The organism is Pseudonocardia sp. OZ21 (genome assembly GCF_059359135.1).
In genome coordinates this window covers 51,865-64,516 of the sequence record NZ_JCADBN010000001.1, presented here as the reverse complement: position 1 = coordinate 64,516, position 12,652 = coordinate 51,865, and the positions used below count along the sequence as shown (strand labels likewise).

Sequence of the window (12,652 nt, the reverse complement as noted above, 5' to 3'; positions counted from 1 at the left end):
GCCCGGGAGATGGAGTACCTGCCCGACCCTCCCGCAGATCCCGAGGAAATCGTCGTGGAGTTCGCTCCGGGTTGACCGGTCGCTCGTTCCAGCCCGGCTCAGTGGTGATCGCCGTGGGCGATGAGAGCGATCTTTCCTTGCCGAGGTCCGTGTGCGGCGGCCGCGTGTGCTTCGGCCGCCCGGGTCATGGGAAACGCTTCCTGGACGGGGACGCGAAAACGTCCTTCTTCGGAGAGTGCGGCTGCGAGCGAGAGGCCGTGCCGCCCGTCGGGTTCGCCGCCGAGTTCGCCGAGCGAGAGCCGGACCCCGAGTTCCGGGCCGGAGAAGTCCGCAATCGTGAGGACCGATTCCGGCGTGCCGGTGACGGCGATGAGTTCGGGTAGCGAGCCGGTGCCGGCGACGTCCAGCGCAAGGTCGACCTGCTCGACGTCGAGGGCGTGGACCCGCTCGGCCAGCCCCCTGCCGTAGGTGACGGGGATCGCGCCGAGTCGGGCGATGAAGGTCTGGTTCTCCGGACGTCCCGTGCCGATCACGCGGGCGCCCCGGGCGATCGCCAGTTGCACGACGACGCTTCCGACGCCGCCTGCGGCCCCCTCGACCAGGAGCGTTGTTCCTCCGCGCACGTCGAGGCGGTCGAGCGCCCGGGTGGCGGTCTCGATGCTCGTGCCGGCGGCGCCGGCCTCGGCCCACGACATCGAGGTCGGCTTCACGGTCCAGAACCTCAGGACGGCGAACTCAGCGCTCGCCCCACCCAGCCGGGCGACGTCGACCGCACCGAAGACCTCGTCTCCGGTGGCGGACCCGACCACATCCGGGCCGACTTCGTCGATCGCTCCGGCCGCGTCGACGCCGGGGACGTGGGGCAAGGCGAGCCGTGCGCCCGACGGTGACAGGCCGGCGCGCAACGCGACATCGACCGGTGATACCCCGGCGGCCCGAACCCTGATTCGTACTTCTGCTGGACCGGCATGCGGCTCGGGAAACTCTCTTCGCTCGTGCCGCTCTCGCCACCCCTGGCGGGCGCTGTCCGGAACCATTCACCGGTTCGCGGAACACCAGCTGCGGGACCGGCGCCTGAACGAGGCGTTGCTCGGTTCCCACGCGGCAGGACTCGGGTTCGTCGAACAGCGGCGCACCCACGCGGGGGGCTCGCCGTCCGGAGGTTGGCGAACCTGTTGCTGGCGGGCCTGTCGCACTCGTCCCGCTAGGCGGGTGACGTTTCCGGAGCGGGCGAAGGCGGCACGACCACCGCTGTCAGCACCGCCCCGGCAACGGCGACCAGCACGGCGGCGTTGACCGCCACGCCCAGGCCCGCCACCTGCGCCAGGGCCGGCCCGAGGATGGCGCCGGCAAGCGTCGCTGCCGCTTCCACGATCCCGAAGACCGCGCCGACCCGCCCGAGCGCGGAGCCGGGAATGGTTCGCTGCCAGACGGTCCGTGGTGCACCGAGCACCACCGATCCGGACGTGCCGATGACGACGGCCGCGATGAGCGCCAGCGGCAGTGCGGTCGCGTTGACCAGAAGGGCGAACCCCACCGCCGTCACGGTCTGGGCGCTCGCGAGCAATGGGCGGATCGACATCCTGTCCACGAGGAGCCGGAGCAGTGGGGCGCCGAGGAGGAACCCGACGCCGAGTGCGGACAGGACGAGACCGATGGCGGTCGGTCCGCCGAGCCGTTGGACGCCCAGCGGCACCAGTAGCGCGCTGAGCGCGGCGTTCGCCAGCAGGAACACGCCGGTGGCCGGCAGCAGCGCCGCGATCAGGGGGTGCGCGCGCAGGACCTGCAGGCCGGCGCGGAAGGACTCCCGCCCGCCCCGCGGATCGGGCCGGTCCCGTGGCCTGGTTGCGGCGATGGTGACGGCGGAGAGCAGGTAGGTCGCGACGTCGATGGTTACCAGCGCCGGAAACCCCGCCGTGAGCAGCAGCGCGGCACCGAGCGGCCCCCCGACCAGCCGAACGGTGCCGTTGATGACGGCGTTGAGGGCGTTCGCGCTGCTGAGCAGCGCGCCTGTGCCGACGACGGCGGGCACGTGCGCCTGCATCGCGGGCATGAAGACGACGGTTGCGGCGCTCTCGATGAGCACGGCCACGTGCACCATCCACGGTGCCGTGTCGGCGGTGAACAGCAGGGCGATGGCGGCGGCGCGCAGCAGGTCGGTGCAGACCAGGAGCTTCCGGCGGTCCATCCGGTCGGCCAGGACACCCGCGACCGGACCGAGCAGCAGGAACGGGAGGTACTCGGCAGCGACGACGAGCCCGGTCGCCAGCAGCGAGTCGGTGGCGGCCAGCACGTGCGCGGGCGCGGCGATGGCCAGCAGCCAGGACCCGAGCCCGCTCACCAGGTTGGCGCTCCACAGCAGCCTGAAGTCGCGCACCCGCAACGCCTGGAGCATGGGATCCCTCGATGGTGTCCGGCTGGAATCATGTTCTGTAGAGATAGAAGTACCAGAACAGATTCTGTGAAGATAGGGTGCTCGCATGGAGCAGCTCGGCAGGCGGCTACGCGCGTTGCGTGCCGCGGCAGGCCGCACGGTCGCCTCGGTCGCGGCCGACGCCGGCCTGTCGGTGCCCTACATCGCGAACCTGGAGAACGGGCGGGGCAACCCGACCATCGCCGCGCTCGACCGGCTGGCCCGCGCACTGGGAACCGAGCTGTCCGTGGAGCTCGGCCAGCCGGGATCGGAGCCGGCGGTGGGACCGCCCGCTTCGCTGGTTCGTGTGGCCCGCACCGAGCGGTTCCGGAGGGTCACGATCGAGCTCGCCGGGCCGAACCGGAGCCCGGGCGAGGTGGCGACCGCGCTGGTCGACCTGCTCGCGCGCGTGGGTCCGGCGCTCGGCGCGGAGCCCGATGACATCGACTGGTGGCGGCTGCTCGACGCGCTACTGCTCATCGGCCTGCACTCCCACCGGGACGAGCCGAGGAATACCGGACGATCCTCGCGCGCCGGGTTGCAACCCGACCAGGGGTGACGTCGGCATGGTCCGTCTCGGGCTCGTCGCGATCGAATGTCCTGACTAATCCTATGTTCTGCTCCGGCAGGGCAATACCCGTGCAGATCGGCGAACTCAAGGACGGCGGCCAGGCGCGCCTGTGAGTTGCGCGGCGAAGCTGTTGATCTGCTGTGAGTGGGCCCACGAAGGGCAACGAAGCGCCACCGTGCTTCGTCAACAGATCGTGAGGGGAAAACAGTGGCGCGGACTCCCGAGGAACACCCTGCTCGTCGTGATCCTGGCCGTGCTCGTGGGAGCGGGCACCGTGATGGTCGAGGATCACACTGAAGCCGGCACTCCGGTTGCCGCCGCCGTTCTACCCGGACCCGTCGACGCACCCATGGCGATGCCCGCCCGTGCTGCTGATGACGCTGCCGGAGCGGCAGCGTCATCCTCGGCGGCCGTCAACGCGGCGACGCAGGCCGTGGACGCCTTCGACCGTTCGAACGGCAACACCCAGATCGGGGTCGCGGTTCTCGACCGGTCGACCGGGCAGGAGTCCGTCGGCGCCGAAGGCACCACGGACTTCTACTCGGCGTCGGTCGTCAAGCTCTACACGGTGGTTGCCATCCTGCACCGCGTCGAGACCGGGGCCGTGACGCTGACCCCTACGGACACCTCCGACATCCAGCGCGCACTCGTCGCCAGTGACGACAACGCGATGGACGCGCTGTGGGAGAAGTTCGGTGGCGCCCAGACCGTCGCGCAGACCATCTCGCTGGTCGGGCTCAAGGACAGCAAACCGCCGACCGACCCTTCCCAGTGGGGCGAGACGTTGATCTCCGCCCGCGATGTGGTGGCGGTGTACGAGTACGTGCTGACGTCGATGAGCCCGAGCAGCCGGGCCATGATCGTGAACAACCTGGGGAACGCGCACGACCTCGGTGCGGACGGCTTCAACCAGGCATTCGGGCTGATCGCTCCGCCCCGGCAGGCCAACGTCGCGGCCAAGCAGGGTTGGATGTGGATCGGCTCGGACTTCGACCTGCACACCACCGGCGTGCTCGGAGCCGACCACCGTTATGTGATCGCCGTGCTCAGCAAGAACCCGGCGCGGCTGGGTTCCGCTGCCGTCCGCGCGACCGTGACGACAGCTGCCCATGACGCCGAGGCCGCGCTGCCCCAGCCCTGATGGCGGCCGAGGCGACAGCGGACGGCGGGGCACTCGTGGGGGAGTTCGTGCTGGTCACGACCTCGCCTCCTTCGAGCACGACCCGCATAGCACGAAGGCCGTAGTACAGCCGGGACTTGACGGTGCCCTCGGGCACCCCGAACTCCCGGGCGGCTTCGCGAACCGAGCGGCCGTGGAAGTAGCACGCATGCAGGGCGGACCGGTGCTCCCGGGACAGCCGGTTCAACGCCGCGGTGACCGTCCAGCGCTGAACGGCCCGGTCGATGGCGTCCTCCGCGATCAACTCCGGGACCGTGTCGGTCGGGCACTCCACGCGCTCGGGACGTGACCGCCACTCGTCGATCGCGATGCGTCGGGCGACGGTGAACAACCAGGTGCGCTGGGAACCCCGGGCCTCGTCGAGAGCGTCGAGGTGGCGCCACGCCCGCAGCATCGTCTCCTGCACGACGTCCTCGGCCTTGCTCGCATTTCCACTCGTGAGGCGCATGGCGAACGATCGGAGCGCCCCACTGTGACGGTCGTGCACGAGCTGCATCAATGCCGCCGCCTCGGACGGATCTTCGTGACGCAGGCGGGGATCACGCAGCGGATTGTCCTTCTGGTCCGGCACCCGGCCAGCATATCGGAGTGATCGTCTCCCTTCGGACCGGCGTTCTCCGAGCGGAATGCAATCGTCCGTTTGGGTGTCGTTTTACGTCGAAGAATCGGACGAATGGCGAGGATATCGTACTTCTTACGAAAAGCTGAATGGCAGATCCGACCGTAATGTCTCAATATTTGTGCCTCATGCGACGGCGACTGGGCAAAACTTTCCTCGCGCCCGGGCCAACAACTGGTGATGGCCTGGGCCACATCTGCGCCCCAGGTGAACCGGATGCCATCGTGGCTCGTCAAGGGGCACGTGATGCCGTCAGCAGGTTTCCCTGGTGTGGTGCCGTCGTGAGCGGACACGAGGACGTCTGTCTTGCCCTGGGCGCCTACCTGGTCGGCAGCCTCGTGGCGGCCGAACGCATGGAGTTCGACGTCCATCTCGCCGGTTGCGCGGCGTGCCAGAGCGAACTCGCGGAGCTGGCGCCGGTGCTGGTACTTCTGAGCTGTGTCGACGCTACCGAGTGGGGTAACCGTGCCCAGGCTGTGGGCGGGAGTCCCTGCTCCGGATGGCCGCGGCGGCGTGCCCCGGAGAGGCGCAGTACCGGCATCGGTGGCTGTGGCGGTCGTCGGCAGGCGTGGTGGCCGAGGTGGCCCGGGTACTGATCATCCGAGTTGCGGTGGGTCCTGGAGGGGCGGCGCGTGAAGAACTCCGGGAACGTCATCCGTCCCGGTATGTGGACTGTGACGGAGATCGCACCACGAGAGTGATCTTGCCCGCTGCGCGGTGCGCGCCCACCCACCGGCATACTTTACTGGTCCTTTGCTGGTGGGATCCACGGCACATGGGGTTCCGCTGAACCTTGGGGCACTCCACATCGTGGTCAGAAGTGTTGCAGCCGCGGTGCCTTTCGAGGTGCCACCAGCGATCAGGAGGTACAGATGCACCGCAACCGACTCGGCGTCCCCTCCGGCGTTCTGTTTGCCGTCTCAAGAGGATCGCTGATCCACCACATTGTGGAGGATGCTCTGTCCGGCCGTGGTGGGCAGGATGTCCGGTTCGCTCTGCCTCCGATGCGTGGCGCGGCGAACTGATGGAGGAATCACGTCCGCCGGTCACGGGGGAACCGGCGCCGCCGACTCCCCCGTCGGGTTCGGTAGCGGTCACCGCAAGCGGATCCGACACCGCAGCCGACCGGCTCGTCCTGTCCATCTGCCGCGCGCTGAGTGCAGCGCTGCTGCTGGTGGTGGGGGGCAGCCATCTGGTGCTCTACTTCGTCGGCTACGGCAGCATTCCGCTGATCGGCGTGGCGTTCCTGCTCAACGCGATCGGGGGCACCCTGCTGGCGCTGGCAGTGGTCGTCGTCCGACCGCGGTACCTCCGCCTCGTGACGGTGCTGGGGGCCCTGTTCATGGCGGCCACCCTCGGGGCACTCGCACTCGCTCTGACCGTGGGGCTGTTCGGTTTCGTCGACGAGCTCACGACGCCTCTGGTCCCGACCACGCTGGTCCTCGAGTTGGCCGGGGTCGTGGTCCTCACGGTGACCGCCGTGATCGCGAACCGCATCCGCCGGTCTCGCTGACGCGCCGGCCCGCCGGCTCGTAGCCCGGTCCCCGCACGGGAGGTGCCAGGGTCGTCTCCGGCGTATATTGTTGGCAATGCTAAGGACATTGCCGGACGAGCGCTACAAGTGGGTCGCGCTCTCGAACACGACGATCGGAGTGTTGATCGTCACGATCAACATGTCGATCCTCCTCATCGCGCTGCCGGACATCTTCCGCGGAATCGGCATCGACCCGCTCGCGCCGGCGAACATCAGCTACCTGCTCTGGCTGATCATGGGCTATCTCGTGGTCACCGCCGTGCTCGTGGTCAGCTTCGGACGGCTCGGCGACATGTTCGGGCGCACCCGGATGTACAACCTCGGCTTCGCTGTCTTCACCGTCTTCTCCGTGCTGCTGGCCGTCACCTGGACCCACGGTGCCGCCGCCGCGATCTGGCTGATCAGCATGCGGGTGCTGCAAGGCGTCGGCGGCGCTCTGCTGCTCGCCAACTCCACGGCGATCCTCACCGACGCGTTCCCCGCCGACCAGCGCGGCCTGGCACTGGGTATCAACCAGGTGGCTGCGATCGCCGGATCGTTCCTCGGGCTCGTCATCGGCGGCCTGCTCGCGCCGGTGAACTGGCACTGGATCTTCCTGGTGTCCGTGCCCGTCGGGATGTTCGGCACGATCTGGGCCTACCTCAAGCTGCGCGAGACCGGAGTCCGCAGGCCCGCCCGGCTGGACTGGTGGGGCAATGTCACGTTCGCGGTGGGGCTCGTCGCGGTCCTCACCGGCATCACCTACGGCATCCAGCCCTACGGCACGCACGTCATGGGGTGGACGAGTCCGACGGTGCTCGGGCTGGTCTTCGGCGGCATCGTCGTGCTGATCGGCTTCGCGGTGATCGAGACCCGGGTGCCCGACCCGATGTTCCGGCTCACGCTGTTCCGGATTCGGGCCTTCACCGCCGGCAACCTGGCCAGCCTGCTCGCCGCGCTGGGCCGAGGTGGGCTGCAGTTCATCCTGATCATCTGGTTGCAGGGGATCTGGCTGCCCGAGCACGGCTACGACTTCGAGCAGACGCCGCTGTGGGCCGGCATCTACATGGTGCCGCTGACGGTGGGCTTCCTGGTCGCGGGACCGGTGTCCGGCATGCTCTCCGACCGGTTCGGGGCGCGGGCGTTCGCGACCGGGGGGATGGTGCTCGCCGCCGTCAGCTTCCTCCTGCTCGACCTGCTTCCCGTCGACTTCGACTACCGGGCGTTCGCGGCCCTGCTCCTGCTGAACGGGCTGGCGATGGGGCTGTTCAGCTCGCCCAACCGCGCCGCGATCATGAACAGCCTGCCCGTCGACCAGCGCGGGGCAGGCGCCGGCATGACCTCGACGTTCCAGAACGCGGCCACGGTCCTGTCGATCGGCGTGTTCTTCACGCTGCTCATCGTGGGTCTGTCCGGGACGCTGCCGGGCGCCCTGTCCTCCGGACTCGTCGCGCACGGCGTGCCCGCCGACGTCGCGGCCCGGGTGGCGGGCCTGCCGCCGGTCGGCACCCTCTTCGCCGCGCTGCTGGGTGACAACCCGATCCAGAACCTGCTCGGCCCGCAGGTGCTCGCCGGGCTGCCGCCGTCGCAGGCGCAGTTCCTCACCGGGCGGGCGTTCTTCCCCGAACTGATCTCCGGGCCGTTCGCGGCCGGCCTCACGCTGGCTCTGGGCTTCGCCGCGGTGGCCTGCCTGGTGGCGGCGGTCGCGTCGGCGCTGCGCGGTGGGAAGTACCACCACGGGTCCGACCGGCCCGTGCCGGACACGGCACACGCCCAGGTCTGATCCGCGGACCCTCAGCGCAGCGGAAGGCCCTCGACGCCGTCCTGCAGCAGCCGGTCCTGCACCGGGTGGCCCGTGAAGTGCACCCCGAACATCTCGTGGGTCTCCCGCTCGTGCCGGCTCGCGCCGCGGTACACGCCGGTCGCGGTGGGCAGCCGGAGGTCGTAGGCCGGCACGAGCGTGCGCAGGAGGAGGTGGTGGCGTCGCGAGAGGCACTGCAAGTGCGCCACGACCAGGACCCCGGCGGGCTCGGCGCCGAGATCGTCGACGCCGTACAGGAAGTCGAGATGCGAGCAGTCGAGGCCGTCACGCGCCCATTCCAGGGCGTGGCACCACGCGGCGGGGGTCACCGTCACCGTCAGCATCCCGTGGCCGATCTCCGGCTCGCCCATCGCCAGCGCGGCCCCGGCGAGCAGGGCGATGTCCTCGGTGTCCATGCCCGTCACCCCGGCCCGGCCGGCGCGTACGACCTCGGGTACTCGTCCATGGGACATCCCGTCGCTGGGGGCCGGGGGAGAGACCGGCGCTGCACCTACGGTGATGCCGGACGCGTCGGCCGTCCATGGAGAGTTGCCGGCGAACCGTCAACCATTCACTCAAGGGTCGCGGCCGCCGAACCGCCGGCCGGGGCTGGGCGTGATGCTTGAGGGAATGGTGAAGGGTTGGCCCGGAAGTCTTGATTGATCGGTCAGGCTTGGGGGCCCATGCTCGGCCCATGTCGGACCGGTGGAGTGCAGGCGTCATCCCCTACGCGGAGATGGGCTATTGGCAGCCCGACTACGTGCCGAAGGACACCGACATCCTGTGCGCCTTCCGCATCACCCCGCAGGAGGGGGTGCCGCCCGAAGAGGCCGGCGCCGCCGTGGCGGGGGAGTCGAGCACCGCCACCTGGACCGTGGTCTGGACCGACCGGCTCACCGCCCACGAGCACTACCAGGCGAAGTGCTACAAGGTCGAGGCGGTGCCCGGCTCGCCGGGGCAGTACATCGCGTGGATCGCCTACGACCTCGACCTGTTCGAGGAAGGCTCGATCGCCAACCTGACGAGCTCGATCATCGGCAACGTGTTCGGCTTCAAGGCGCTCAAGGCCCTGCGCCTGGAGGACATGCGGATCCCCACTCACTACGTGAAGACGTTCGCCGGACCGCCGCACGGGATCGTGATGGAGCGGGAGTACCTGGGCAAGTACGGCCGCCCGCTGCTGGGGGCGACCACCAAGCCCAAGCTCGGGCTCTCCGCCCGCAACTACGGCCGCGTCGTCTACGAGGCATTGCGCGGCGGGCTGGACTTCACGAAGGACGACGAGAACATCAACTCCCAGCCGTTCATGCGCTGGCGCGACCGCTACCTGTTCTGCATGGAGGCGGTCAACCGTGCGCAGGCGGCGACCGGGGAGGTCAAGGGCCACTACGTCAACGTCACCGCAGGCACGATGGAACAGATGTACGAGCGGGCGGACTTCGCCCGCGAACTCGGCAGCGTCATCGTGATGCTCGACCTGACGGTCGGCTACACCGCGATCCAGTCGATGAGCGCGTGGGCGCGACGCCACGGCGTGCTGCTGCATCTGCACCGGGCCGGGCACGGCACCTACACGCGGCAGAAGACCCACGGCGTGAGCTTCCGGGTGATCTCCAAGTGGATGCGCCTCGCCGGGGTCGACCACATCCACGCCGGCACCGTGGTGGGCAAGCTGGAGGGCGACCCGACGATCGTCGCCGGGTTCTACGACACGCTGCGGCTCGACCACGTGCCGGCCGACCCGGTGAAGGGCCTGTACTTCGACCAGGACTGGGCGTCGCTGCCCGGGGTGATGCCGGTGGCGTCCGGCGGGATCCACGCCGGTCAGATGCACCAGTTGCTGCACCACCTCGGTGAGGACGTCGTCCTGCAGTTCGGTGGCGGCACGATCGGCCACCCCATGGGCATCGCCGCGGGAGCCACCGCCAACCGCGTCGCCGTCGAGGCGATGATCAAGGCCCGCAACGAGGGACGCGACGTCATGGTGGAGGGCCCCGAGATCCTCAAGACGGCAGGGAGCCGCTGTCGCGAGCTCGACGTCGCGCTGGCCACCTGGGGTGACATCACGTTCGACTACGCCGCCACCGACACCCCGGACGTGGTCGCCACGCCCACCGGGGTCTGAGGAGCCTCCGTGCGCATCACCCAGGGGACCTTTTCCCACCTTCCCGACCTGACCGACGCCGAGATCACCGCCCAGATCGGGTACTGCCTCGACAACGGCTGGCCGCTGTCGGTGGAGTTCACCGACGACCCGCACCCGCGCAACACCTACTGGGAGATGTGGGGCCTGCCGATGTTCGACCTGGCCGACCCGGCCGGGGTGATGCTCGAGGTGGACGCCTGCCGCACCGCCCATCCCGACTGCTACGTGAAGCTCAACGCGTACGACGCCAGGCTGGGCAGGCAGACGACCGCGCTGTCGTTCATCGTGCAGCGCCCCGAGCCCGAGCCCGGTTTCCGCCTGGAGCGCCACGAGGGCGCGGACCGGCGGATCACGTACACGACCACGTCCTACGCGACGGGCCGCCCGCAGGGTGAGCGGTACGACGCGCGCCCCGTTGCAGCAAAGCCACGTTGATGCAACGAGGTTGCGTGAAAGTGGCTTTGCTGCAACCCGGGCGGGGGCTCGCGTGAGCTCCGGCGCCCGGCCGGGGTTCGCGATGCCGGGTGGTGCGGTGGCGTCCGAACCGGAGGTCACGCCGGACGACGACGGGGCCCCGCCCCCGCTGGCTCCTGACGCGGTGGTCGACCTCGCCGCCGAGCGCAGCGCCACCGGGGTGGACGACGTGCTCGACGCGCTCGACGCCGAGCTGGTGGGGCTGGCGCCGGTGAAGGCGCGGATCGCCGAGATCGCCGCGCTGCTGCTCGTGGACCGCACCCGCTCGCGGTTCGGCATCACGACCGCGCCGCCGAACCTGCACATGTGCTTCACGGGCGGCCCGGGCACCGGCAAGACGACGGTGGCGCTGCGGATGGCGGGCCTGCTGCACCGGATGGGCTACCTCCGCCGCGGGCACCTCGTGACCGTCACCCGCGACGACCTGGTCGGGCAGTACGTGGGGCACACCGCGCCCAAGACCCGCGACGTCCTCAAGCGCGCGATGGGTGGCGTGCTGTTCATCGACGAGGCCTACTACCTGCACAAGGCGGAGAACGAGCGGGACTACGGGAGCGAGTCCATCGAGATCCTCCTGCAGGTGATGGAGAATCACCGCGACGACGTGGTGGTCATCCTCGCCGGGTACGCCGACGAGATGGACGTGTTCTTCCGCAGCAACCCGGGCATGAGCTCGCGGATCGCCCACCACATCACCTTCCCCGCCTACACCGCCGACGAGCTGGAGCAGATCGCCGACCGGATGGCCGACCAGCTGGGGTACGCCTTCGCCGCCGATGCCCGGCCGGTACTGCGCGACTACCTGGAACGCCGGATGGCCCGCCCCCGCTTCGCCAACGCGCGCAGCGTCCGCAATGCCGTGGAACGGGCCCGGCTGCGCCAGGCGCGCCGGCTGGTCGACGGGGCGGATTCGCGGGTCGACCGCGACGCACTGACCACGATCGAGGCGGCCGACCTGCTCGCGAGCCGGGTGTTCGACCCCCATCCGGGCAGTTCAGAGCCGGGTGAGCGGGGTACCGCCGGAGGTGGTGGGTCCGGGACCATGCTCGTGTGACCACCAATGCCCGCCTGCGGGCACTCGTCGAGCTGGCCGACGCCGGCTCGGTGCGGGGTGCTGCCCAGCGCCTGGTGGTCACCGAGTCGTCGGTGTCGGCTGCGGTGAGCGCGCTGGCGGCGGACGTCGGGGTGCCGCTCGTGCGCCGCAACGGTCGCGGGGTGCTGCTCACCCCGGCCGGGGAGCGCTACGCCGGCTACGCCCGCCGCATCCTGGGCCTGCACGACGAGGCGATGGCCGCGGCACGCGGCGAGGCCGACCCGGAGCGGGGGCTGCTGCGGCTGGCCGCCGTGACGATGGCGGGGGAGCACGTCGTCCCGGCTCTGCTCGCCTCCTTTCACCGGCGCCATCCGAACGTGACGCTGCGGCTGGAGGTCGACCACCGGGCGCGGGTGTGGCCGCTGCTGGCCCAGCACGAGGTCGACCTCGTGCTCGCCGGGCGTCCGCCCGACGACCTGGCAGGCGGGATCCGCGCGGTCAGCGCCAACAGCCTGGTCGTGGTGGGCGCACCGCTGTCGGCCGATGGCTTCTCCCCGGCGGACACGACGTGGCTGATGCGCGAAGCCGGTTCTGGCACCCGCGCCACCTGCGAGGCGCTCCTCGCCGCCCTGGAGGCCGACCCCCCGAAGCTCGTACTCGGCTCGCCGGGTGCGGTGATCGCGGCGGCCGAAGCGGGGCTGGGCGTGACACTGGCGTCCCGGCAGGCCGTCGCCCGGCAGCTCGACGGCGGAGAGCTCGTGGAGCTGCCGATGCCGGGCACCCCCCTGCACCGCCCGTGGCACGCCGTGAGCCAGCGGCACGCCACGGCAGCAACCGACATGTTCGTGAAGCACCTGTTGACGCACCCGGAGCTGGGCTGGACGGCGCCACCGCCGCGCTGA

13 protein-coding genes are annotated in these 12,652 nt (G+C 70.1%); 9 read left to right on the top strand and 4 right to left on the bottom strand.

Annotation, left to right across the window (positions count from 1 at the left end):
• Positions 1-98: 98 nt before the first annotated feature.
• Positions 99-1,037 carry an NADP-dependent oxidoreductase gene (locus AC5L35_RS00345; RefSeq protein ID WP_495057460.1) on the bottom strand — a complete coding sequence of 313 codons (939 nt, stop codon included), beginning with the start codon at positions 1,035-1,037 and terminating at the stop codon, positions 99-101.
• Between the two features lie 167 nt (positions 1,038-1,204).
• On the bottom strand, positions 1,205-2,395 hold the full coding sequence (locus AC5L35_RS00340) for an MFS transporter (RefSeq protein ID WP_495057459.1): 1,191 nt from the start codon (positions 2,393-2,395) through the stop codon (positions 1,205-1,207).
• An 85-nt stretch (positions 2,396-2,480) separates the two neighbouring features.
• Between AC5L35_RS00340 and AC5L35_RS00335 the strand changes: the two genes are divergently transcribed.
• Both AC5L35_RS00335 and AC5L35_RS00330 read left to right on the top strand, forming a co-directional pair.
• A complete protein-coding gene (locus AC5L35_RS00335; protein WP_495057458.1) occupies positions 2,481-2,972 on the top strand; it encodes a helix-turn-helix domain-containing protein in 492 nt (163 codons plus the stop codon).
• Between the two features lie 253 nt (positions 2,973-3,225).
• The gene (locus tag AC5L35_RS00330) at positions 3,226-4,125 is read left to right on the top strand and encodes a serine hydrolase (RefSeq protein WP_495057457.1); all 900 of its coding nucleotides are present in this window, start codon (positions 3,226-3,228) and stop codon (positions 4,123-4,125) included.
• Here AC5L35_RS00330 and AC5L35_RS00325 read toward each other — a convergent pair.
• Complete coding sequence (locus AC5L35_RS00325; RefSeq protein WP_495057456.1) at positions 4,031-4,735, bottom strand: sigma-70 family RNA polymerase sigma factor; 705 nt, start codon at positions 4,733-4,735, stop codon at positions 4,031-4,033. The two genes, AC5L35_RS00330 and AC5L35_RS00325, sit on opposite strands and share 95 nt — an antisense overlap.
• A 137-nt stretch (positions 4,736-4,872) precedes the next feature.
• On the opposite strand from AC5L35_RS00325, the gene AC5L35_RS00320 reads away from it, so the two are divergent.
• The 3 genes from AC5L35_RS00320 (at position 4,873) to AC5L35_RS00310 (ending at position 8,079) form a co-directional block, all read left to right on the top strand.
• Positions 4,873-5,379, top strand: a complete 507-nt coding sequence (locus tag AC5L35_RS00320; protein ID WP_495057455.1) for an anti-sigma factor family protein — start codon at positions 4,873-4,875, stop codon at positions 5,377-5,379.
• 428 nt (positions 5,380-5,807) lie between these two features.
• Positions 5,808-6,296 (top strand): hypothetical protein, encoded by a 489-nt coding sequence (locus AC5L35_RS00315; RefSeq protein ID WP_495057454.1) that lies wholly within the window; start codon positions 5,808-5,810, stop codon positions 6,294-6,296.
• Positions 6,297-6,372: 76 nt separating this feature from the next.
• Positions 6,373-8,079 (top strand): MFS transporter, encoded by a 1,707-nt coding sequence (locus tag AC5L35_RS00310; RefSeq protein WP_495057453.1) that lies wholly within the window; start codon positions 6,373-6,375, stop codon positions 8,077-8,079.
• A gap of 11 nt (positions 8,080-8,090) precedes the next feature.
• Here the strand turns inward: AC5L35_RS00310 and AC5L35_RS00305 are convergent, their stop codons facing one another.
• Positions 8,091-8,513, bottom strand: a complete 423-nt coding sequence (locus AC5L35_RS00305) for an NADH-quinone oxidoreductase subunit C (RefSeq protein WP_495057452.1) — start codon at positions 8,511-8,513, stop codon at positions 8,091-8,093.
• A gap of 278 nt (positions 8,514-8,791) precedes the next feature.
• Between AC5L35_RS00305 and AC5L35_RS00300 the strand changes: the two genes are divergently transcribed.
• From AC5L35_RS00300 to AC5L35_RS00285, 4 genes are read left to right on the top strand one after another with little or no spacing between them, the layout of a single operon-like run.
• On the top strand, positions 8,792-10,222 hold the full coding sequence (locus AC5L35_RS00300) for a form I ribulose bisphosphate carboxylase large subunit (RefSeq protein WP_495057451.1): 1,431 nt from the start codon (positions 8,792-8,794) through the stop codon (positions 10,220-10,222).
• A gap of 9 nt (positions 10,223-10,231) precedes the next feature.
• Entirely contained in the window at positions 10,232-10,678 is a 447-nt protein-coding gene (locus tag AC5L35_RS00295; protein WP_495057450.1) for a ribulose bisphosphate carboxylase small subunit, read from the top strand.
• Positions 10,679-10,730: 52 nt separating this feature from the next.
• Positions 10,731-11,771: a CbbX protein gene (gene cbbX / locus AC5L35_RS00290; RefSeq protein WP_495057449.1), complete on the top strand. Its 1,041-nt coding sequence runs from the start codon at positions 10,731-10,733 to the stop codon at positions 11,769-11,771.
• Complete coding sequence (locus AC5L35_RS00285; RefSeq protein WP_495057448.1) at positions 11,768-12,652, top strand: LysR substrate-binding domain-containing protein; 885 nt, start codon at positions 11,768-11,770, stop codon at positions 12,650-12,652. Before cbbX ends, AC5L35_RS00285 begins: the two co-directional genes overlap by 4 nt.